We start from the raw sequence: 21,495 nt of genomic DNA, 5'->3' as shown, positions 1-21,495 counted from the left end.
GTTAATTTACTGTTCAAGCATGGCCTCAAAGATTTTACTTACGATAGCTATTTTACTGGGCTCGATCGCAGCAAGATCGCAGGGAATCATTGGTAAGACCAGCAGCGCGGAAAAACAGATCTTGTACGGTAAAGATCTGATAGCGCGCACTGCTTACTATTTTGGACCGAATGGCAAGGTGGGGCATTTAACAAACGGAATGAATTGCCAGAACTGCCATAACAATGCGGGTGCTAAGATATATGGATTAAACCTGTCTGCAACGGCTACCGCTTATCCGCAATATATGGCGCGTACCAATAATATTATGAGCATTGCCGACAGGATAAACGGCTGTATGCAACGTAGCCTTAACGGTAAAAAGTTAGATACCACAAGTAAAGAAATGAAGGCCATGATAGCCTATCTTAAATGGTTGGGAAAAACAACTGTAAAAGCGCCGGGCACCAGCGGTATATTAAAACTTGCTTATTTAGACCATGCGGCTGATCCCTTAAAAGGAAAGGCTGTATTTATACAAAAATGCCAGGCTTGTCATGGAGTAACAGGGCAGGGATTGTTAGCTCCTGATAAAATGGTTTATACTTTTCCTCCACTGTGGGGCGATGATAGTTATAATGATGGGGCCGGATTATACCGACTGACAACTTTTGCGGCCTTTGTTAAAAGTAATATGCCTTTTGGTACTACCTATAAGGCACCTCAGTTAACTGATGAAGAAGCATGGGATGTAGCAGCATTTGTTAACTCGCAGTCACGCCCGCATTTTGATCAGCATGACGATTGGAAGGATATTACCAAAAAGCCAATTGATTTTCCGTTCGCGCCTTATGCTGATCCGTTTAGCGAACAACAACATAAATATGGGCCTTATCAGCCAATTGCAGACGCCCAAAAATCGACAACTAAAAAAAACTAACTTATATTTGTAAAAACCATGATTATGAAAAACCTGTTTAAATACTTTGCCATCCTTATTGCTGTTGCATCATTCAAATCAGCCTCGGCACAAACTAAGGGTTCTGATTTTAAAGGTGCTGAAGCTACAAAGGCGCACTATAAAGCTTTATATTTTGTTGACGATACAGCATCAGCCAAAATAAAAATGACCTTGCGCAACATCAATAACGCGCTCGAGGACCCAAGGATTAAAGGTAAAGTTGAAATTGAGCTGGTAGCATTTGCAGGTGGTTATACCATGTTTTTAAAATCAAACCCTTACCAGGAAACATTGCTGGCTCTACAAGCAAAAGGTGTAATACTTGCCGAATGTGAAAATACTATCAAAGAAAGAAAAATTGACAAAGCTACATTGTTCGATTTTATAGGCTACGTACCAAGCGGTAATGGCGAAATCATTATACGTGGTAACGAAGGCTGGACAATAGTACATCCATAAACAATTAAAATTATAAGGTCATGAAAAGATTGCTTCTGATACTATCTTTAATAAGCTATTCATTTTTTGCATCGTCGCAGGATATTAAAGGCAACTATGCCATCAAGAATGTACAGACAGGCATGCTGCTGCGTGTAAAAGATGCCGCCTCAAAAAATGGTACACCTTTAGTAGCATACTATCCTGAAAACTGGAAATGCATGACCTGGAATTTTAAAAAGACCGATGCAAATACCTATCAACTGCAGAACTTGCTTACCAATAAAACTTTTCAGCCGATAGCAGAGGCCGGAGCCAATGTTGCTTTTGAGGAGCAGCCTTTTTCGGCAGGCGACAAAAAACAGCAGTACGAGTTTATCAATGTTAAAAAAGATACTTACCTGATCAAACTAAAAGGAACAGACCTATATGTAACTCCTGCTGATTCTAAAGGTACGGTAAATTCGGCAATTATATTGGCTGCCAAACGCAGCACTACCGATCAGCAATGGTTTATTTATGAGCAGGCGCCTACTATGTAAATAAGTTATTGTTAATTAAGCCAGGTTGTTTTAAACTGTGCTTTGAACATACCGGGTGTTATGCCCTCGGTTTGTTTAAACATCCTGCAAAAATAATTAAGATTGTTAAAGCCGGCCCTGAAACAGGCATCAGATATACTGTACTTAGGATTATTCATTAATTGTTTGGCCAGTTGTATCCGCTCTTTAATGATGTAATCAACCGGTGAGATGCCCATTTCATGCTTGAACGCCCGGAAAAAGCTTGATTTACTCATAAATGCCAACTGGCTCAACGCGTCAATATTTAATTTTTCGCTTAAATGAAGATTAATATATTCAAGCACATAAGCAAACCTGTTATTTGATGATAGCTGATGCAGGTTATCGCTCACCTCATGCAAATTTTGCATCTGCATAACGCGGATGAGCAGTTCTTTCAGCGTTAAATTTGCTAATACATCCTTTGTTAAGGCATCACCAGTGCTGATACGGATCAACTTATTGATCAACTGTGCCAGTTCAAAATTATTAAAAAAGTGAAACTGGTTGTAGTTGATCCGCCACGCGTTTTTATCCTCGCGCGGGTAATTCTCGTTTAAAAAATCAATGGTGTTTTTTATCTCCTGGTTGCTGATGGCTAAAGCTGTGCACTGCGATGGTTGCTGCGATGTAGCTTCAGGAAAATCAATAGTCATGGTGATGTTAGGAGGGACGATAACCGTCTCGCCCGGCAGGTAATCAAACCCGGGTTTATCAAACAAGTGCATTACCTTTTTACCGCGCAACATGCTGGTAATAACCAGGTCGTCAAAAGTTAAAGGCACTAATTCACTGCGCTGGTAGGTTTCAAAAACATTCAGTTCGCACGTATCCATGGTATAAGCCTTTCGGTTTTCTACCAGCGTTTGTAACTCTCTGCCTTGCGATAAATTTAGCGGTAATAACAGGTTCTTGTTATCCATGGCCTCATAATTCACAGCAAGTTATACAACATCTGTAACACTAACAAGCTTTCAATAAAATTGACACTATTGTGCTACTTATTGGCAACATAATGCAAATTGTCAATAGCGGCGGCCACATACCTTAGTATTACCATTTAAACACTAAAGAATTATGAGCATAGCTTCAAAACCTTCTTTTAAGGAGAAGTACGAGAATTTTATTGGCGGTAAATTTACCGCACCCGTAAAGGGCGAATATTTTGATAACGTATCGCCTATTGATGGTAAAGTATTTACCAAAGCGGCACGATCAGGCAAGGAAGATGTTGAGTTGGCTTTAGATGCGGCGCACGCTGCTTTTCCGTCATGGGGTAAAACGTCGGCGGCTTACCGAGCTGGTTTGCTTAATAAGATAGCAGATGTTATTGAATTGAATTTAGAATACCTTGCTGTTGTTGAAGCTATTGACAACGGTAAAGCTATCCGCGAAACCCGTGCGGCCGATCTGCCGCTGGTAATAGATCATTTCCGATATTTCGCGGGTGTTATCAGGGCCGAAGAAGGCGGGATATCAGAACATGATGAAAACACGGTAAGTATATGCCTTAATGAGCCGTTGGGCGTAGTAGGACAGATCATCCCATGGAATTTCCCATTGCTGATGGCTTCCTGGAAGATTGCACCGGCATTAGCAGCGGGTAACTGCTGTGTAGTAAAACCAGCCGAACAAACCCCTACATCTATCATGGTATTAATGGAACTGATCGGTGATATTTTACCTGCGGGTGTATTAAATATCATTACCGGTTTTGGTCCGGAAGCAGGTAAACCGCTGGCTTCATCGCCACGCATTGCCAAGGTGTCGTTTACAGGCGAAACCACCACCGGGCGTTTAATAATGCAGTACGCTTCAGAAAATCTGATCCCGGTTACTATGGAACTGGGCGGTAAATCGCCCAATATCTTTTTTGAATCGGTAGCCGACGCGGACGATGCATTTTTTGATAAAGCCATTGAAGGCGCGGTGTTATTTGCATTGAACCAGGGCGAGGTCTGTACCTGCCCGTCGCGCATTTTGGTACATGAAAATATTTACGACAAGTTTATGTCGCGGGTTATTGAGCGTACCAATGCCATTAAAATGGGCCACCCGTTAGATGGCACTACCATGATGGGTGCGCAGGCATCGAATGACCAGTACGAAAAGATCCAGTCATACCTGCACATAGGTAAAGAAGAAGGAGCCGAAGTTTTGTGCGGCGGCGACATTAAAAAGATGGATGGCGACCTTGAAGGTGGTTTTTATATCCAGCCTACTATTTTTAAGGGAAATAATAAAATGCGCATTTTCCAGGAAGAGATTTTTGGCCCTGTAGCATGCGTTACCACTTTTAAAACTACAGAAGAGGCTATCGCGATAGCAAATGATACACTTTATGGTTTAGGCGCGGGCGTATGGACGAGGGACGCACACGAGCTTTACCAGGTGCCGCGGGCTATTTTGGCCGGCAGGGTTTGGGTTAATAATTACCATGCTTACCCGGCCCACGCGCCGTTTGGCGGGTATAAAAAATCAGGTTTTGGCCGCGAGAATCATAAAATGATGCTGGGCCATTACCGCCAAACCAAAAACATGCTGATATCATACGATAAAAATAAATTAGGCTTTTTTTAAGAAACAGACTTTTGGTTTAGTCGGGCACATACTGCAGGGTATTCGTACCTTGCAGGTGTGCCTTTATTTTTAAAAGCGATAAAATGATAAAGCGAGTTTTGATAACACCCCAAGCTTCGGCTATGGTGGCCGATCTGAAAGCCAGGTTTGGCGAATTGATGTTTCATCAAAGTGGCGGTTGCTGCGATGGTTCGTCGCCTATGTGTTTTGAAAAAGGCGATTTTAAGCTGGGTGGTAGTGACGTCAAATTAGGCGAAATTGACGGTTGCGAGTTTTGGATGAGCAATGATCAATTTGAATACTGGCAGCATACGCAACTTACTGTTGATATTACCAAAGGTCGCGGGTCAAGCTTTTCTATCGAGATTCCAACCGGCTATAGATTTATGATCCGGTCGCGTTTATTTACTGATGATGAATTACCGCAACTTGAACCTGTTACTTACCTGGCGGACTAAGTGTTTTATTCCTGATAAAGATCAGTGCCATCAGCGCACCCAAAAAACCTAATGCTGCCGAGATCCGCATAATATTGCTGTAAGCGCTGATAAAGCCAGTATGATATGCTTTTTCAATAACCGCTTTATAGGCGGCGTTGATCGTTGCCGGTACTCTGGCATTACCCAGATCGGAAGCTTGCTGCATTACCGTTTGCCGGTCCTTTGCATTCAACGGTATTGTGCTGATCTGTTTTTGTAACGCGCCCGAGAAGAACAACACAGCCAATGCGCCAAATATCGCATTAGCAAAAACGCTTGCTATCCTTGTCATGGCATTATTAATTCCCGATGCTGTGCCTGAAAAATGATCGCTTACCGAACCCATTACCGCGGCGGTTAGTGGTGCTACAGTAAATGACATCCCCAAGCCTAACACCAATACTCCGGGGAAAAAGGTGGTCCAATAAGCTGATGGCCCGGTAGTTTGTTTAATGAACGACAAAATAAGTAAGCCCGAGCCTGCTATCGCGGGCCCTGCAATTAAAAACAAACGCGGCCCGTGCTTATCGGCTAAGCTGCCTGCAAATCGTGCAATAGTTACCATTAGTACTGTAAACGGCAAAAACGTTAATCCGGATTGTAATTGGCTATAACCTTGTACCTGCACCAGGTTAAGCGATAAGAACAACATGCCTGCGCCTAAACCGGCATACAGGAAAAACGTAAGCAGGTTAGCTCCACTAAACGTGGAATTTTTAAACAACTTAAGCGGCATCATTGGGTTTGGGCTTTTTACCTCTATCAGGATAAAAACTATTAAGAAAAGCATCCCGGCTGCCAAGGATCCATAAGCCTGTATATGATGCAGACCAACCGCCGGTACGCGTAAAAATCCAAAGGTTATCAGCGCGAGACCTAAAGCAATGGTTATCGCTCCGGGGAAATCAAGTCCGGCTTTGTTGTCTTCATCTTTTATCTCTTTTACTTTAAAGGCAAGCATTAATAAAGCAGCTACACCAATTGGTACATTAATAAAAAAGATGTAGCGCCATAAACCGGCATCGGCCAAAGCACCGCCCAGTACCGGCCCGCCCATAGTGACCACGGTGGTAAATGCCGACCATGTGCCGATAGCCTTGCCGCGTTCTTTAGCATTAATAGATGATGATATAAGGGATAAACTGCCCGGTATCATTAAAGCGCCGCCGATACCCTGCACAACCCTGAAGATCACCAATAAAATAACGCTGGCAGATAACCCGCAGGCTGCAGAACCTATAATAAAAATAAAAATGCCGGCCATGAAGATTTTTTTACGGCCCAGTTTATCGCCCATGGCGCCACCTATTAAAATAAGCGAAGCCAGCATTAACAGGTAAGCATTTAGTATCCAGAACAGATCGGCACCGGTAGCCTTTAAGTTTTTTTGAAGTGAAGGCAAAACAACGTTTAAAGCGGTAGCATCAATAAACGCCATAGCCGAAGCCAGGATGGTTGAAACCATGATCCATTTACCCGCGGTACTGCGTAACGCTACTGTTGCCATAATAAGTTAACGGGTTGGTATTAAATGGGTTTAACTATTTCTGAAATACTATCAGCAAGTTAAAACTAAAAAAGCGGTTAACCACAGGCTATCCGCTTTTATGATAAATATTTGATATAACCGGTTATTTAACCGTACGGTATTGTTTAAGCTGAATCTTTAGATCCTGGATCTGATCCTGTGCCTGGCGGTTGGTTAAGTAATAATAAATAAAGCCTATTAAAAATATTTTACTGAGCGCAAACACGGCAATAAATATCCATTTCCAGGCTTTATGCACGCGCATGTGGCTGCTCTCAGATTCCACTTCAATAAATTGACTGCCCGGCGTTCTGTCAAATTTGCTCTTGCCCGCATCGCGCCTTTTTAATTTGGGTACAGTTTCTTCCCTGTATTTAAGCGAATTTATCTCGTCTTCAATTTTTGTAAATATTCCCGGCGGCGGCGTAATTGCCATATATTGTGCAACACGTTCCAGGTCGGTTTCCAACTCAAATAACGCGTCCTGTATTTCCGGGTACTGTTTTTTTAATTGCATTAGCTCTTGAACTTCCTCATCAGAAGCTGCGCCTAACACATAGGACTCTAACACCCCGCTCTCTATATACTCCCTAATCTTCATGTCTGTCCCTAATAATGGCAAATGCCTCTTTTAATAATTTTTTTACCAAAGCTTCCGGCTTATTTAATTCTTTGGCAAGTTCAATAGTAGTTTTTTTACAGTAGTAAATATTACAAAATACCAGTTTTTGTTCTTCGCTCATCAGGTCAAGGTACCTGTTGGGCAGCGTGCCGGCCGGTTTCGTTAACCCGGCTGATTTGTTAAAGGCAATTAATTCCTTTTTGGCAAAACTTTGCAACTGGCACCAGTTACTGGTTTCGCCCCAGCTTATTTTATCAAAATTACTGTGTATCGCGCTGAATGTCTTTACCAGGTATTCTTCGGCCAGCGCCTTATCTTTTACAATTTCAAAAATATACCCCAACAGCATCCCTGCATAAGCATCATAAAGATTATGCATGCTTAATGATTTGGTTTGCAATATTGCGTTTTCCGGTTTCACCATAATTATTTCTTGTCCAAATAATCAGCCTGTATGTTATATGGCTTACAAATTTAAAAATATGTAAACTTTGCCGAACTTTAAACGGTTCTTTAAGCGTAATAACCAACGTGGGTGAAAAACAACAACTTAATTATTCATGTTGAGCTTTACATCCCGGCTAACCTGCACTACAAAACACTTTTTACGACTATAAAATAATTTGGTTATGGTACACAATAATATTAGATCATTTTTGGCACTATTAGCCGTATTATTAGCTAATTATGCCCAAGGGCAATCAACAACGCATTTTAAAAAGCACGTTATAACCAATGATTTTATATCAGAAGGTGTAGCCGTTGGTGATGTTAACCACGATGGTAAATTAGATATTTTGGCGGGAACCTGCTGGTTTGAAGCACCTGATTGGAAACGACATGAGATTTCGCCGGCGAAACCCTTAAACCCAGGTACGGAATACAGCACATCGTTTTTAAATTACAGCATAGACGTTAACCAGGACGGCTGGATAGACCTGGTAGTAGTAGGTTACCCGGGTACACCAGCAGCATGGTACGAAAATCCTAAAAACAAAAGCGGGTTCTGGAAAAAACATGCCATAATGGACAATGTAGGGGTAGGGAACGAGTCGCCAAACTTTGTGGATGTAGACGGCGACGGGCGTGTAGATATCTTATGTGCCGATATCAATGCCAAACAAATAGTTTGGTTAAGCCCTCCGACAAAAAAAGGAGATACTACCTGGACAAGGTATCCTATAAGTGCTGTAGATGCTCCGGGAACTGACCGGTACTCGCACGGTCTTGGTTTGGGTGATATAAATAAGGATGGGCGTAATGATGTGATCATAAAAGGTGGCTGGTGGGAAGCCCCGGCTGACAGGAAACAACCTAATTGGATTTTTCACCCGGCTGATTTTGGCGACGACTGTTCTGAGATGTATGTGCTGGATGTTAACGGCGACGGATTGAATGATATCATCAGCGCGTCTGCACATAAATATGGTATTTGGTGGTATGAACAGGTAAAGGATATACAGGGTAATATATCATGGAACCGGCATGAAATTGACAAATCGTTTTCTGAAACGCATGGCGTAGCATTAACAGATATCAATAATGACGGCCATCCGGATATAATTACCGGTAAACGCTGGTTTGCGCATAACGATACCGACACGGATCCCGGATCGCATGAACCGGCTGTTTTGTATTGGTTTGAATATACCCCGGGTAAACCACCTTATTTTGTGCCGCATAAAATAGATAATGATTCGGGCGTGGGCCTGCATGTGGTAGTACAGGATATGAATAGGGATAAACTGAAAGATATTGTGATTTCAAATAAAAAGGGTATATTCTACTTTGAAAATATCCGTTAAGTATTACCAGCACTAAAACTTTATGACTATAACCAGGAAACAAGCCTATAGACGAATAGAAATTACACGTATAATAATGATAGCGGTAGGCATAGCCAGTGCCGCCTTTGGTTTAAAAGGATTTTTGATCCCCAATGAATTTATTGATGGTGGCGTTACCGGGATCTCGCTGTTAATCAGTTCGCTTATCGGCTGGCCCATATCTGTGCTTATTTTGGTGATCAATGTTCCGTTTATTTGGTTGGGTTATAAACGGGTGGATAAGCTGTTTGCGTTTAAAACAACTATCGCTATTGTGCTTTTATCCATTGTATTGTACCTGGTTAATTTCCCGATGGTTACACATGATAAATTACTTACGGCTGTGTTTGGTGGGTTCTTCCTGGGGACGGGTATAGGTTTGGCTATGCGCGGTGGCAGCGTGATTGACGGAACTGAGTTGCTGGCTGTTTATATCAATCCGCGTTCACCCTTATCTATCGGGCAGATCATATTGGTTATCAATATATTTATATTCGGTGTAGCGGCTTTTTTTCTGGGGATAGAGTCGGCATTGTACTCTATATTGACCTATCTTGCGGCTACACAAACCATCAATTACATTGTACAGGGTTTTGATGAATTTACGTCTGTCACTATAGTGTCCCCAAAAAGCGAACTGATCAAGCATGTCATTATGCGGCACCTGCACCGGGGCGTTACTATCTACAAAGGCGAACGTGGTTTTGGTAAAACAGAAATTGGCGAAAAACAGGTGGATATTATTGTGACCGTAATAACCAGGCTCGAGGTGCAGCGGCTGGTTGCCCGGGTGCAACAAATAGATCCTACGGCATTTATCGTTACCAACTCAGTATCCGAAGTTAAAGGCGGATTAATTAAACGCCGCGCGCTTGATCATTAAATCCAGGTATTTTACTACTGTTTTCACAACGAAGTTTGGCATAGCCTGATTTTGTGGTTTCTGTACCTTGTTTTTACTGATGAGCCGTTATTTTCAACAAAATCAACTCTTTTTTCGGATTATTTGTCAGTATTTGGCAGTCGTGTCAGTCTTGTGTCAAAATGGCGTGAATTTTTTTTTCATTTTATTAAGGATGCGATGAAAGGGCATTTGGTTGGGGTTTTTTTGGTCAAAAGCTAAAAAATGAAGATATTTTCTATCCCAAAAACAATTTTTGACTGATTTTGGCGATTCTAGCGCTCTTAAAACATCAATTTTTGCATTTGTCAGCGTTTTTTTAGCCTGATTCTGTTTTTTTATCAAAAAAATATTTTTTCATTTTCTAAGCGCCTCTTTTTTTATAAACCAACTTTAAAAGGCAAATATTATTTGGTTAAAATCTGACATTTATAAATGATTTTTTTAATAACATGATTTCAAAAAATGACTTTCTTTTGATGAAATGCCCCGGAAATTTTATGGCATATTTTGTGACGCAGGCAGTACGAAAGGATGTAAATCAGAATTATAAAATTTGCTTCCTGTAAAGAAATCAAGTAGTTAATCATTAAGTTTTAAAACCCAAAACACCATGTTAGTAGTATTAGAAGTAGTCGCATTGTTAGCAGCAATTATTGTTCCTTTGGCTTACCAGGCAAAAAAAGCTGAGTCAAGAAGAGCAAACTAAATAACCGGGTATTTATACCCTGTTTATAAAAAGGGGGATAGCAGGCGCTATCCCCCTTTTTTGTTGCATTACAGAGGTACTTAGCGTAACAAATACACTACAAATATCGCCCTGTATGATTTATTTGAAATTTAGAATCAATCCTATTAAGCAAAAAAGTGGTTTTTTAGCTTCAAAAATGCATTTACTTAGATTCTAAAGCAGTTTTAATAACTTCATTCAGGCTACTTAGCGGCCAAAGCAGACATGCGGCTATTGCTTTTGAAGTCATATTAATTAACTTTGTTTTCGATACCATTTATTAGTTAGAAAAGCTAATGCGTTGTTGAGCGCCTGGTTAAACCTCTTAATTAATAATAAGTCGTACAGGATAATAAATCAATTAATTACACACTAATACCATCATGAAGAGGATTACTATTTTAACTACCCTTGTTGTTGCAATGTTTGCTGTAAGTACGTCATTTGCGCAAACAACGGTAAAAACCACAAAAAAAACTACAGTTGTTAAAAAGACTACTGTATCATCTGCTAAGCCAAGCGCTGCTACGCTTGAAGAAGGAAAACAATTATTAGCAAAAAACGATTGCTTAAGCTGCCATAAAGTTGATGTTAAATTGGTAGGCCCTGCTTATAAAGACGTAGCCAAAAAATATCCTGCTACTGCAGCAAATTATGACCTGTTATCTAAAAAAGTAATAGCAGGTGGTAGCGGTGTTTGGGGCGAAGTACCGATGGCGCCACACCCTTCTGTGCCACCGGCAGACGTTAAAAAAATGATACAATACATTTTATCGCTTAAATAATATAAGCATATAGATCTTGGGTACAGATCTGATCGTACCCAAAAGCATAAAGCCGGTATAGCAATCAAATATTTATATAGATTACTATCCCGGCTTTTAAGATTATACCAATTATAACCTAAACATACTTTTATATAATTGCTTGCTGATGCACAAGGCTTTAAATCAGGCCGAGTGGATTGCTGGCTATGCCATGTTTTAAATATTTACTGAAAAGAATATTAAACCTTAATTATGAGAAAAAATTACAAATGGCTTTTAGGTGTGATCAGTGCATCTGCTGTACTGTTTTACACCTGTAAATCGGTACAAAAGACTGTAACGCCATACCCCGTTCAGCGCGACGCGTCAGGCAGGATACTGGTGGATATGCATCCCGACCCCACGCCGAAATCTCCTATAGAGGAAATGAAGCATATTTATGTACCGCCCGGTTACCATTTACAACTGGTGGCAAGCGAGCCAATGGTTAGCCAGCCCGTAGCCATTGCATGGGATGGTGACGCTCGTATGTATGTTGCCGAATTAAACACCTACATGCTTGATGTTAACGGCACCGGCGAACGTAATAAGATCTGCAAGATAAAATTATTGGAAGACACTAACGGCGACGGTGTAATGGATAAAATGACCGTATTTGCCGATAGCCTGATGTTGCCGCGTACCTTACAACCGCTTGATCATGGCCGTTTGCTGGTGAGCCAAACCTGGACAAACAGCGTTTACTGTTTCCAGGATACCAACGGCGACGGCGTAGCCGATAAACATTGGCTGGCTTATGAAAATAATGGTAACAATACCAATAACCTTGAGCACCAAAAAAGCGGTTTGATCTGGAACCTGGACAACAGGATGTATTTGACTTACGATCCGGTTAGATATACCCTTAAAGGTGATCATGTGATACCTGATACGCTGGTTGAAGGCTCGGCAGGACAATGGGGATTGGCAAACGATGATTATGGCAGGATGTTTTATTCATCGGCAGGTGGCGAAGACCCTGCTTACCTATACCAGCAAAATATCCATTACGGACAATTTGATTTTGGCGACCGTTACGACGAGAGTTTCGTTCCGGTATGGCCTATTGTAACCACGCCCGACGTACAAGGCGGTTTCGGCAGATTGCGTTTAAAGGATAGTACGCTTAATCACTTTACAGCAAGTAATGGACAGTCAATATTCAGAGGCGACAAATTGCCTGCGGATATGCGCGGCGACCTGTTTATTTGTGAACCGGTGGGCCGTTTGATCCGCAGAAGTAAGGTAACCAACACCAATGGTAAGATCACCCTTAAAAATGCTTATGATCAATCAGAGTTCCTGGCGTCGACAGATTTAAATTTCAGGCCGGTGAATACCATAACAGGTCCTGATGGTTGTATGTACATTGTGGATATGTACCACGGCATTATTCAGGAAAGTGAATGGACAAAAGCCGATAGCTACCTGCGTCCAAAAATTCAGCAAAAAGGCTTGCAGAATAACATAGGTCGCGGCCGCATTTTCCGCCTGGTGCATGACGATTATAAATTATCAAAAGAAAAACCACACATGCTGGAAGAAACCAGCGCGCAATTGGTTGATCATTTAAATAGCCAAAATGGATGGTGGAGAGATAATGCTCAAAAGCTTTTGGTTGTAAGAGGTGATAAATCTGTAGTTCCGACTTTAAAGGCTTTGGCTGTAAATGGTGGACAATTGGCACGTATCCATGCATTATGGACTCTGAATGGTTTAGATGCGATGGATGCCGAAACATTTGCTACTGCCTTAAAAGATAAAGATGCCGAGGTACGTAAAACTACTGTTTGGATAGGTGAGGACTTTATGAAAAAGGACAGCGAGGCAATAAACCTGTTAGCTAAAATGAGCAACGACCCAAGCGCAGATGTACGTTTACAATTGCTATTGACTATGCGTTTTGTAAATTCTGACAAATCGAAAGATATCATTGCCGGGCTGATCAAAGATTATCCGGATGATCCTGTGCTTAAATCATCGCAAAGAACTTATGAAAATAAGATCAGGGCACGTGCAGAGCAATTGGCAAGACAAAAAGCCATGAGCGAGCAAGGCGCAAAATTGGTTGCACAAGGCGCAATTATTTTTAAGCAGCTATGCTTTACCTGTCATGGAACTGATGCAAAAGGTATTCATACAGGTGGTGCGGCTTTGACAGCACCTGCTTTGGCCGGAAACCCTGATGTAAATGCCGGGTCGCCTGAAAGGATCATCCGTATTTTGCTGTACGGCCTAAACGGGCCGATAAGGGGTACTACTTATAATGATGCGATGCCTGCGTTAGGTGGCAATGATAACAATTATATAGCATCGGTGTTAAGTTATATCCGAAGTGACTTTGGTAATAAAGGAAACATTGTATTGCCTGAGGATGTTCAAAAAGTTAGGGATGCTACAGTTGGCAGAACTACGAGCTATAAAATGCCGGAGCTTGAAGCTACAAAGCCTGTTCTCAGAAGGAATTAGGGTAATGATTAAATGATGAAAAGGGGATCAACTAATAGGTTGATCCCCTTTTTTATGACTTTAAAATTAAACACAATTAATTGTAACATTTGTTGTTTAGCTATTATAATGTCTAATATGAATCTCGAAGAACTTAAACACACAGCAACAGTATTGATGGCAGGCGAAAGGGGCCTGATAGCAATGGACGAAAGCTTGCCAACCTGTAACAAACGTTTTGAAAAGGTCGGTATCCCGCAAACAGAAGAATATCGCAGGCTCTATCGCCAATTAATTGTGACGACACCCGGATTAGGGGAATATATTAGCGGGGCAATATTGTTTGATGAAACCATCTACCAGTCGACGGATGATAAGGTTTTATTTGTTGATGTATTGAAGCATCAAAATATTATCCCCGGTATAAAAGTAGATGAAGGGACGATTGATATGCCGGGTTCGCCGGAGGAAAAGATCACCAATGGCTTAGATGGCCTGGACCTGCGCCTGAATAATTACTACGGCCTGGGCGCGCGTTTTGCAAAATGGCGGGCTGTGATCACAATTGGAAAAGGTTTGCCTACCCCTGCTAATATCAAGGCAAATGCCGAATCGCTGGCTAAATATGCCCGCCTATGCCAGGACGACGATATTGTACCCATAGTTGAACCCGAAGTTTTGATGGATGGCGACCATACCATTGAACGTTGCTACGAAGTCACCCAGCAAGCTATTAAAGAATTGTTTGAACAATTAAATGCACATGATGTATACCTGCCGGGATTGATATTAAAACCCAATATGGTAATTGCCGGTAAAGATTGCACGATACAAAACAGCACAGATGAAGTGGCAGCCGCTACAGTTAATTGCCTTTTATCGGTTGTGCCTAAAGAAGTTGCGGGTGTGGCGTTTTTATCAGGCGGGCAATCGCCACAGGAAGCAACAGCGCACTTGCAGGCTATGCATGCAAAGTTTGAAAGCAAACTGCCATGGCCGCTTACGTTTTCGTTTTCGCGCGCTTTACAGCAGCCAACTTTAGAGCTATGGAAGGGTAAAGAAGAAAATGTAAAAGCCGCACAGGATATGCTTTATTTCAGGGCGAGCATGGATAGTGCCGCTCGTGCAGGGCAATATAGTGTCGATCTTGATCAATAAACTTAATGATATGAAAAAGCTGATTGTATTTGACCTTGATGGCACACTTGCAGAAAGTAAGGCAGCCATTGACGGAGAAATGATAAAGATTCTGAATGCTTTAATTGATGTTGCCAAAGTAGCTATCATATCCGGTGGCGATTGGCCCCAGTTTGAAAAGCAGGTGTTGTCTCATTTATCCAACAAGAAAGCTTTTAAAAACCTTTCGATATTGCCAACCTGTGGTACTAAATTTTATCAGTATAAATCAGGCTGGAAAAAATTGTATTCAGAGGATTTTACTGATGCTGAAAAAAAGAAGATCATCAGTTCATTAAACGCTGCAGTTGAGGAACAGGGCTTTAAACCGGAGAAAACCTGGGGCGAGCAAATTGAAGACAGGGGCAGCCAGATCACCTACTCGGCATTGGGCCAACAAGCACCATTAAAGGAAAAAAAAGGGTGGGACCCCGGTTTTGCCAAACGTAAAAAAATACAGGCCGCACTTAGTAAAACCATCCCCGAGTTTTCAGTGAATTTAGGTGGTGCAACATCGGTGGATATCACTAAACCGGGTATTGACAAAGCTTACGGAATTAAAAAGCTGAAAGAGATCTTAAACATCCGCAAGCGCGAAATGATATTTATTGGTGATGCCATATTCCCCGGCGGTAACGATTATCCGGCGAAAGAAGCCGGTGTGGCCTCGGTTTGTATAAAAGACCCAAATGAAACCAAACGCGTTGTTCAGGGTATTATAGCCTGCTTGGATAAAAAAGGTAAGTATGATAATGCTTTTTAATTACTCAGATAGTTTAAACAATTAATCAATTATTCCATTAGTATAGAAACATATATTATGAGCACTAAACTAATTGGAGTTGTATTGATTGTACTTGGCATAGTAATGATTGTATGGATCGGGTTTACTTATACCAAAAAAGAAAAAGTAATTGATGCCGGCCCTATCCAAATATCAGCCGACCGTGAAAAGACGGTTAACTGGCCGCCTTACCTGGGTGGGGTATTACTAATTGGTGGTATTGTAATTGTAGTCACATCTAAAAAGTCAAGTTAAGCCTTTACGCCATCTAAATGATAACGGTAAAAAAAGAAGGAATTATCCTTACTACTACAGATCTTGAATTTGAAAATGAAGGCGTTTTAAACCCTGCTGTAATAAAAGAAGGCGATGCCGTACACTTGTTTTACCGCGCGGTACGTAAAGGAAATTACTCTACCATAGGTTACTGCAGATTGGACGGACCGCTAAAAATTGCGGAACGCTTAACCCATTCGCTGATATCGCCGCAATTTGACTATGAGCAGCATGGCATGGAAGACCCGCGAATAGTTAAGATAGGTGATACCTATTATCTTTCGTACATCGCTTTTGATGGCAATGACGCGCTCGGAGCATTAGCGACATCAACAGACCTGAAAAGTTTTGAAAAACAGGGCATCATCGTACCTAAATTAACTTGCAATGAGTTTGATGAGTTCGCAAAAACCAATACAAGTATTATTGAGCGTTACCGTAAAGATTATAACGCGCCCGATACCATACTAATGGACAAAGATGTTGTTTTCTTTCCCCGAAGGATAAATGGCAAACTCACTTTTTTACACAGGATCAAACCTGATATTCAACTTGTTGCTGTAGATAGTTTAGATGATTTAACTGCCGATTTCTGGAAAGATTATTTTACCCATTTAAGCGACAATATTTTACTGACACCTAAATATCAGCATGAGATCAACTATGTAGGTGGCGGTTGTCCGCCGGTTGAAACTCCGCATGGCTGGCTGGTAATTTATCACGGAGTACAGTATTTTGATGGAGGATATGAATATTCTGCCTGCGTTGCACTGTTTGATCTGGATGATCCTAAAAAAGAATTAGCAAGGCTGCCTTATCCATTATTTAAACCTGACCAGGAATATGAACTGGCAGGCGATGTAGATAATGTTTGTTTCCCCACCGGGACCGCTTTGTTTGACAACACTTTGTACATTTATTATGGTGCCGGCGATGATATTGTGGCTTGTGCATCAGTAAGTTTGCAAGCGTTGGTTAAAGAATTATTATCGTATGCCTCTCCGCAAACGATAGCATAGTTTGTGTCTTTTTTGAGTTGGTAAAGCAGGTTATAAAAAGTATAATTGTTCTCTGCAAATTATTTACCCAACGATGAAGAATTTTCTTGACGACGACTTTTTACTGGAAAGCAAGACCGCTCAAAAATTATATCACGACTATGCCAGATCAATGCCGATCATTGACTACCATTGTCACTTGCCGCCTGATGAAATTGCCGGGGATAAACAATTTGCTAACCTTACCCGTATCTGGCTAAATGGCGATCATTATAAATGGCGTGCCATGCGGGCAAACGGCGTAAATGAAGCATATATTACAGGTGATAAAAGTGATTGGGAAAAGTTTGAAAAGTGGGCTGCTACCGTACCTTATACCTTACGTAATCCGCTTTACCATTGGACACATTTAGAATTGCAACGTTACTTCGGGATTACCGAGATCTTATCGCCGGCAACAGCTAAAAAGATCTATGATGAATGTTCTGAGAAACTGCAATCGCCGGAATATAGTGTGCGAAACTTGCTAAAAAAGTTTAAGGTTGAAGTTGTTGGAACAACAGACGATCCACTTGATAGCCTGGTACATCACCAAAAAATAAGGCAAGATGATTTCGGGGTAAAAGTATTGCCATCTTTCAGGCCTGACAAGGCAATGAACGCAGATAACCTGCAAACTTTAAATGGGTATATCGATCAGCTTGAAACAGTGGCAGATATGAAGATCACAGCTATTGACAGTTACCTGCATGCGCTTAAAAGCCGCCATGATTATTTTGCAGCAAATGGCAGTAAACTGTCCGACCATGGGCTTGACCATATTTACGCCGCTGATTATACAGAACAAGAGATCAAAGACATCTTTGTTAAAATAAGAAACCATACCGTTATAACGGCCGATGAGAATTTGAAATTTAAATCTGCGCTGCTTTACCAATTTGCGTTATGGGATCATGAAAAAGGATGGGTACAGCAATATCATTTAGGTGCGTTGCGCAATAACAATACCCGTGGCCTGGCTACCTTAGGACCCGATACCGGCTGGGATTCGATAGGGGATTTTACACAAGGAAAAAGTCTCTCTAAGTTCTTGGACAGATTGGATACTGATAATCGCCTGGCGAAAACCATAATCTATAACAATAACCCGGTAAATAACGACCTTTTTGCTGCCATGACCGGTAATTTCAACGATGGTTCAGTAGCAGGTAAGATTCAATTTGGATCAGGATGGTGGTTTATGGATCAAAAAAATGGGATGATAGATCAGTTAAATTCGCTATCAAATATTGGATTACTAAGTCGTCTGGTTGGCATGCTTACAGATTCTCGTAGCTTTATGTCATTCCCGAGGCATGAATACTTCCGCAGGATACTGTGCAATCTTTTAGCAACCGATATTGAGAATGGTGAGCTGCCAAATGATATTGAATGGACAGGCAAGATAGTGCAGGATATCTGTTATTATAATGCCAGGGAATATTTCGGCTTTTATGAATAGATTAAATGTAGAGACGAAATACTTTGCGTCTCTACATGGATGTTATTTGTTAATTAATCCGCACCTTCACTACCAATTTTTTGATCAACCCATCACCAATCATTGGGGCATGTACATCCTCGGGAAAAAAGACCACAAATTGGCCGCCCTTTAATGAAAAGTAAGTGTCCGGCTTGTCACTGTAAAACATAAAGTCTTTTTCATCATTGTATTCGCTTACTACCTGTTTACAATCGGCACGGGGTTTCCAACCCATAGTTTCATGCCCCCGGATACAAAGCTGTATGTCGATATTTTGGTTATGGCATTCAAATTTTTGTAGTGTGCTTTCTACTGTTTTCCCCGGATCTTCAGATACGATCACTTTTACGCCATCAGCGATATCAATGACGCCATTTTCTAAAGCCAAAAGGTTGGCCGCGGTTAAATACTCAAATGCGGTCTTGAAGTTTTTATGCAAGCCGTAATAACGTTCGGCATTGGTAAGTGTGTCTATTATCATTGTGAGTTGTTAGTGGTGAGTAGTAAATGGCTAATAGTTAATTGTGATTCACCACTAACTATTAGCCATTCACTAATTTATCTCTGTATTTTGCCTGAGCCGTTACCTTTAACCAGTTCTTCAACTTCGCTTAAGGTGGCATGGTTCATATCCCCCGGGATAGTATGTTTTAATGCAGATGCTGCTACGCCAAATTCAGCTGCATCGGCAGCGTTCATTCCTGTGATCAATCCATAGATCAGCCCGCTGGCAAACGAGTCGCCCGCGCCAACCCTGTCTACTATGCGCACATCGTATTGTTTAGTTTGATAAAGGGTACTGCCATCGTATATCACAGCGCTGATCCGGTTGTCAGAAGCGCTGTGGCTTTCGCGCAGGCCCGATGCAATATATTTGAATCCGTATTTTTCTCTCATATGTCCAAATACGGTTTTATAGTCTTTCGGCTTTAAATCAGTCAGGTTAACGTCTGTATCTCCAATATGGAAACCAAGCGTGGCATCGGGGCCTATGCACATATCTACATACTGGCAAAGCTGGGTCAGTACCTCTCGCGCCTTGTCTGCCGTCCATAGCTTTTTACGGTAATTTAAATCAAGACTGGTGGTAATACCTTTTGCTTTGGCTGCTTTTAATGCAGCTAATGTTAGCGCGGTACCTTTATCACTTATTGCAGGTGTGATCCCTGATGTATGGAACCAGTCAGCACCCTCAAATATTTTATCGAAGTCAAACTCGCTTGCGTCAGCGTCAGTTATCGATGAGCCCGCACGGTCATATATAACCTGCGAGGCCCGCATAGAAGCACCCGGCTCTAAAAAATAAAGGCCCAAACGTTTGCCGCCACGGGCTATAAATTGCGTGTCGACACCATATCGGCGTAGATGGTTGATAGCTGATTGCCCCAAAGCATTATCGGGCACTTTGGTAATGAACACACCATTTAAACCATAGTTACAAAGCGCCGCGGCAACATTAGCCTCGCCGCCGCCATAGGTAATATCAAAGCTTTCAGTTTGCACAAATCTTTTATGATCAGGGGTCGATAACCGCATCATTATTTCTCCGAGTGTGACAACTTTTTTTGGCATTGATAATTGACTGTTTATTTGGTTTGTTTTTACTGTGGTAACCAAAAGTACATTAAAGCAAACTAATTAAGAAAGGTTTTATAGTGAAATGCACGCCATCGTTTGCGGCGACTCACCCGGTCTGCGCTTCGCTGGACCGCCCTCTCTTTGCCTTTGGCAGAAAGAGGGCTTTTTTTTTTCATAACCCTCTTTTCCGCTTGCGGAAGAGAGGGTGACCGAGCAAAGCGTTGGTCGGGTGAGTTCTTGTACTGACGCCATCGTTTGCGTTAATATTATGATACCACTTCATGGTTTTGAATATTCTTTTCTACATTTACTACCCAATTGTTTGGTAAATGGATAAGAAAGCCGCGATTTTAAAACTGATCCCCGAGCAAGGGATCTTGCCCCTATATTTTAATAAGGATGAAGAGGTTAGCGTGCATATTTTACATGCGCTTTATGCGGCCGGCATTAAAACAATTGAATATACCAACCGGGGCGAGGCAGCACTGAAGAACTTTGCCAGGCTGCGCCGGGTTTGCGATACAGAACTAAGCGGAATGTACCTGGGTATCGGTACCATAAAAGATGGAGCAAGCGCACAGGCTTTTATAGATGCCGGTGCCGACTACATTATTAGTCCCGGTTTAGTGGAAGACGCAATAGCAGTAGCTGATAAAAACAATACCCTTTGGCTACCCGGTTGTATGACACCATCCGAGATCATCAAAGCCGAGCAATTGGGCGCTAAGATCATCAAGCTGTTTCCGGGCAATATGTTAGGGCCTGCCTTTTTATCAAGTATCAAAACCTTGTTCCCTGACCTGTTATTTATGCCGACGGGTGGGGTAGAGCTCACAAAGGAAAGCATAGGCGGATGGTTTAAAGCCGGTGTTTGTGCAGTAGGTATGGGAAGCCAGTTGATCAGTAACGCAGTGATGGAAGGCAAACAATACGCAGCTTTAACCGAGGCAACTAAACAGGCTATAACCATAGTAAAAGAAAGCAGATAATAACATTATAGCGATGGGTTTTAAACCCATCGCTATGGAGAACATATATGACCGATCAACCCAACAACCCGCTGCACGGCAAAACGCTTGAAAGCATCCTTACCGAACTGGTGGCCAAATATGGCTGGCCGGAATTGGGGTATCGTATCCGTATCAATTGCTTTCTGGAGGACCCAAGTATCAAATCAAGCCTGAAGTTCTTACGCAAGACTGATTGGGCAAGAAAGAAGGTTGAAGAGTTGTATTTAAAGGGTAAATAGACTAAGATTTTTAAGATGCAAAGATTATTGGATTTCGCTTCGTCCTAAAAT

General features: G+C 41.7%; 22 protein-coding genes. 16 read left to right on the top strand and 6 right to left on the bottom strand.

Annotated elements, in window-relative coordinates; all coding sequences use genetic code 11:
• The first annotated feature begins 19 nt into the window (after window positions 1–19).
• Genes FO440_RS17990 through FO440_RS17980 form a run of 3 tightly spaced genes read left to right on the top strand, consistent with a single transcriptional unit; the run spans window position 20 to window position 1,920 of the window.
• A complete protein-coding gene (locus tag FO440_RS17990; RefSeq protein WP_144249671.1) occupies window positions 20–919 on the top strand; it encodes a c-type cytochrome in 900 nt (299 codons plus the stop codon).
• Window positions 920–943: 24 nt separating this feature from the next.
• Window positions 944–1,399: a DsrE family protein gene (locus FO440_RS17985; protein ID WP_144249670.1), complete on the top strand. Its 456-nt coding sequence runs from the start codon at window positions 944–946 to the stop codon at window positions 1,397–1,399.
• 20 nt (window positions 1,400–1,419) lie between these two features.
• Window positions 1,420–1,920, top strand: coding sequence for an RICIN domain-containing protein (locus FO440_RS17980; protein ID WP_144249669.1), 501 nt, complete (start codon window positions 1,420–1,422; stop codon window positions 1,918–1,920).
• A gap of 11 nt (window positions 1,921–1,931) precedes the next feature.
• Here the strand turns inward: FO440_RS17980 and FO440_RS17975 are convergent, their stop codons facing one another.
• Complete coding sequence (locus tag FO440_RS17975; RefSeq protein WP_144249668.1) at window positions 1,932–2,864, bottom strand: AraC family transcriptional regulator; 933 nt, start codon at window positions 2,862–2,864, stop codon at window positions 1,932–1,934.
• 154 nt (window positions 2,865–3,018) lie between these two features.
• On the opposite strand from FO440_RS17975, the gene FO440_RS17970 reads away from it, so the two are divergent.
• Together FO440_RS17970 and FO440_RS17965 are read left to right on the top strand one after the other, a co-directional pair.
• On the top strand, window positions 3,019–4,521 hold the full coding sequence (locus FO440_RS17970) for an aldehyde dehydrogenase family protein (protein ID WP_144249667.1): 1,503 nt from the start codon (window positions 3,019–3,021) through the stop codon (window positions 4,519–4,521).
• A gap of 83 nt (window positions 4,522–4,604) precedes the next feature.
• Complete coding sequence (locus FO440_RS17965) at window positions 4,605–4,979, top strand: DUF779 domain-containing protein (RefSeq protein ID WP_144249666.1); 375 nt, start codon at window positions 4,605–4,607, stop codon at window positions 4,977–4,979.
• Here FO440_RS17965 and FO440_RS17960 read toward each other — a convergent pair.
• The 3 genes from FO440_RS17960 to FO440_RS17950 form a co-directional block, all read right to left on the bottom strand.
• Window positions 4,960–6,507: an MFS transporter gene (locus tag FO440_RS17960; protein ID WP_144249665.1), complete on the bottom strand. Its 1,548-nt coding sequence runs from the start codon at window positions 6,505–6,507 to the stop codon at window positions 4,960–4,962. The two genes, FO440_RS17965 and FO440_RS17960, sit on opposite strands and share 20 nt — an antisense overlap.
• 124 nt (window positions 6,508–6,631) lie before the next feature.
• Window positions 6,632–7,129: a hypothetical protein gene (locus FO440_RS17955; RefSeq protein ID WP_144249664.1), complete on the bottom strand. Its 498-nt coding sequence runs from the start codon at window positions 7,127–7,129 to the stop codon at window positions 6,632–6,634.
• Window positions 7,119–7,574: an RNA polymerase sigma factor gene (locus FO440_RS17950; RefSeq protein ID WP_144249663.1), complete on the bottom strand. Its 456-nt coding sequence runs from the start codon at window positions 7,572–7,574 to the stop codon at window positions 7,119–7,121. Before FO440_RS17950 ends, FO440_RS17955 begins: the two co-directional genes overlap by 11 nt.
• A gap of 232 nt (window positions 7,575–7,806) precedes the next feature.
• Between FO440_RS17950 and FO440_RS17945 the strand changes: the two genes are divergently transcribed.
• The 9 genes from FO440_RS17945 to uxaC all read left to right on the top strand — a co-directional run bounded on the left by FO440_RS17945 (window position 7,807) and on the right by uxaC (window position 18,596).
• Complete coding sequence (locus FO440_RS17945; RefSeq protein WP_222104009.1) at window positions 7,807–8,955, top strand: FG-GAP repeat domain-containing protein; 1,149 nt, start codon at window positions 7,807–7,809, stop codon at window positions 8,953–8,955.
• Window positions 8,956–8,977: 22 nt separating this feature from the next.
• Window positions 8,978–9,859: a YitT family protein gene (locus tag FO440_RS17940; RefSeq protein WP_144249661.1), complete on the top strand. Its 882-nt coding sequence runs from the start codon at window positions 8,978–8,980 to the stop codon at window positions 9,857–9,859.
• Between the two features lie 1,131 nt (window positions 9,860–10,990).
• Window positions 10,991–11,392, top strand: a complete 402-nt coding sequence (locus FO440_RS17935) for a c-type cytochrome (protein WP_144249660.1) — start codon at window positions 10,991–10,993, stop codon at window positions 11,390–11,392.
• Window positions 11,393–11,626: 234 nt separating this feature from the next.
• Window positions 11,627–13,882, top strand: coding sequence for a DUF7133 domain-containing protein (locus tag FO440_RS17930; protein ID WP_144249659.1), 2,256 nt, complete (start codon window positions 11,627–11,629; stop codon window positions 13,880–13,882).
• 117 nt (window positions 13,883–13,999) lie between these two features.
• A complete protein-coding gene (locus FO440_RS17925; protein WP_144249658.1) occupies window positions 14,000–15,019 on the top strand; it encodes a class I fructose-bisphosphate aldolase in 1,020 nt (339 codons plus the stop codon).
• 10 nt (window positions 15,020–15,029) lie between these two features.
• Entirely contained in the window at window positions 15,030–15,800 is a 771-nt protein-coding gene (locus FO440_RS17920) for an HAD-IIB family hydrolase (RefSeq protein WP_144249657.1), read from the top strand.
• Between the two features lie 57 nt (window positions 15,801–15,857).
• Window positions 15,858–16,076, top strand: a complete 219-nt coding sequence (locus FO440_RS17915) for a YidH family protein (protein ID WP_144249656.1) — start codon at window positions 15,858–15,860, stop codon at window positions 16,074–16,076.
• Between the two features lie 17 nt (window positions 16,077–16,093).
• Window positions 16,094–17,116 (top strand): glycoside hydrolase family 130 protein, encoded by a 1,023-nt coding sequence (locus FO440_RS17910; protein WP_144249655.1) that lies wholly within the window; start codon window positions 16,094–16,096, stop codon window positions 17,114–17,116.
• Window positions 17,117–17,189: 73 nt separating this feature from the next.
• Window positions 17,190–18,596, top strand: coding sequence for a glucuronate isomerase (gene uxaC / locus FO440_RS17905; protein ID WP_144249654.1), 1,407 nt, complete (start codon window positions 17,190–17,192; stop codon window positions 18,594–18,596).
• A 49-nt stretch (window positions 18,597–18,645) separates the two neighbouring features.
• Here the strand turns inward: uxaC and FO440_RS17900 are convergent, their stop codons facing one another.
• Together FO440_RS17900 and FO440_RS17895 are read right to left on the bottom strand one after the other, a co-directional pair.
• The gene (locus tag FO440_RS17900; RefSeq protein ID WP_144249653.1) at window positions 18,646–19,098 is read right to left on the bottom strand and encodes a YhcH/YjgK/YiaL family protein; all 453 of its coding nucleotides are present in this window, start codon (window positions 19,096–19,098) and stop codon (window positions 18,646–18,648) included.
• Between the two features lie 77 nt (window positions 19,099–19,175).
• Entirely contained in the window at window positions 19,176–20,189 is a 1,014-nt protein-coding gene (locus tag FO440_RS17895; RefSeq protein WP_144249652.1) for a sugar kinase, read from the bottom strand.
• Between the two features lie 335 nt (window positions 20,190–20,524).
• Between FO440_RS17895 and FO440_RS17890 the strand changes: the two genes are divergently transcribed.
• Together FO440_RS17890 and FO440_RS17885 are read left to right on the top strand one after the other, a co-directional pair.
• Window positions 20,525–21,184 (top strand): bifunctional 4-hydroxy-2-oxoglutarate aldolase/2-dehydro-3-deoxy-phosphogluconate aldolase, encoded by a 660-nt coding sequence (locus tag FO440_RS17890; RefSeq protein ID WP_144249651.1) that lies wholly within the window; start codon window positions 20,525–20,527, stop codon window positions 21,182–21,184.
• Window positions 21,185–21,231: 47 nt separating this feature from the next.
• On the top strand, window positions 21,232–21,444 hold the full coding sequence (locus FO440_RS17885; protein WP_144249650.1) for a VF530 family protein: 213 nt from the start codon (window positions 21,232–21,234) through the stop codon (window positions 21,442–21,444).
• The last annotated feature ends 51 nt before the right edge of the window (window positions 21,445–21,495 follow it).

The sequence above is a fragment of the Mucilaginibacter corticis genome (assembly GCF_007558865.1).
GTDB classification, from domain to species: domain Bacteria; phylum Bacteroidota; class Bacteroidia; order Sphingobacteriales; family Sphingobacteriaceae; genus Mucilaginibacter; species Mucilaginibacter corticis.
This window is presented reverse-complemented; position numbering and strand designations above follow the sequence as displayed.

Coding starts and splice junctions, on each gene's coding strand:
- FO440_RS17990 (WP_144249671.1), top strand. CDS start 20: ATGGCCTCAAAGATTTTACTTACGATAGCTATTTTACTGGGCTCGATC.
- FO440_RS17985 (WP_144249670.1), top strand. CDS start 944: ATGAAAAACCTGTTTAAATACTTTGCCATCCTTATTGCTGTTGCATCA.
- FO440_RS17980 (WP_144249669.1), top strand. CDS start 1,420: ATGAAAAGATTGCTTCTGATACTATCTTTAATAAGCTATTCATTTTTT.
- FO440_RS17975 (WP_144249668.1), bottom strand. CDS start 2,864: ATGGATAACAAGAACCTGTTATTACCGCTAAATTTATCGCAAGGCAGA.
- FO440_RS17970 (WP_144249667.1), top strand. CDS start 3,019: ATGAGCATAGCTTCAAAACCTTCTTTTAAGGAGAAGTACGAGAATTTT.
- FO440_RS17965 (WP_144249666.1), top strand. CDS start 4,605: ATGATAAAGCGAGTTTTGATAACACCCCAAGCTTCGGCTATGGTGGCC.
- FO440_RS17960 (WP_144249665.1), bottom strand. CDS start 6,507: ATGGCAACAGTAGCGTTACGCAGTACCGCGGGTAAATGGATCATGGTT.
- FO440_RS17955 (WP_144249664.1), bottom strand. CDS start 7,129: ATGAAGATTAGGGAGTATATAGAGAGCGGGGTGTTAGAGTCCTATGTG.
- FO440_RS17950 (WP_144249663.1), bottom strand. CDS start 7,574: ATGGTGAAACCGGAAAACGCAATATTGCAAACCAAATCATTAAGCATG.
- FO440_RS17940 (WP_144249661.1), top strand. CDS start 8,978: ATGACTATAACCAGGAAACAAGCCTATAGACGAATAGAAATTACACGT.
- FO440_RS17935 (WP_144249660.1), top strand. CDS start 10,991: ATGAAGAGGATTACTATTTTAACTACCCTTGTTGTTGCAATGTTTGCT.
- FO440_RS17930 (WP_144249659.1), top strand. CDS start 11,627: ATGAGAAAAAATTACAAATGGCTTTTAGGTGTGATCAGTGCATCTGCT.
- FO440_RS17925 (WP_144249658.1), top strand. CDS start 14,000: ATGAATCTCGAAGAACTTAAACACACAGCAACAGTATTGATGGCAGGC.
- FO440_RS17920 (WP_144249657.1), top strand. CDS start 15,030: ATGAAAAAGCTGATTGTATTTGACCTTGATGGCACACTTGCAGAAAGT.
- FO440_RS17915 (WP_144249656.1), top strand. CDS start 15,858: ATGAGCACTAAACTAATTGGAGTTGTATTGATTGTACTTGGCATAGTA.
- FO440_RS17910 (WP_144249655.1), top strand. CDS start 16,094: ATGATAACGGTAAAAAAAGAAGGAATTATCCTTACTACTACAGATCTT.
- uxaC (WP_144249654.1), top strand. CDS start 17,190: ATGAAGAATTTTCTTGACGACGACTTTTTACTGGAAAGCAAGACCGCT.
- FO440_RS17900 (WP_144249653.1), bottom strand. CDS start 19,098: ATGATAATAGACACACTTACCAATGCCGAACGTTATTACGGCTTGCAT.
- FO440_RS17895 (WP_144249652.1), bottom strand. CDS start 20,189: ATGCCAAAAAAAGTTGTCACACTCGGAGAAATAATGATGCGGTTATCG.
- FO440_RS17890 (WP_144249651.1), top strand. CDS start 20,525: ATGGATAAGAAAGCCGCGATTTTAAAACTGATCCCCGAGCAAGGGATC.
- FO440_RS17885 (WP_144249650.1), top strand. CDS start 21,232: ATGACCGATCAACCCAACAACCCGCTGCACGGCAAAACGCTTGAAAGC.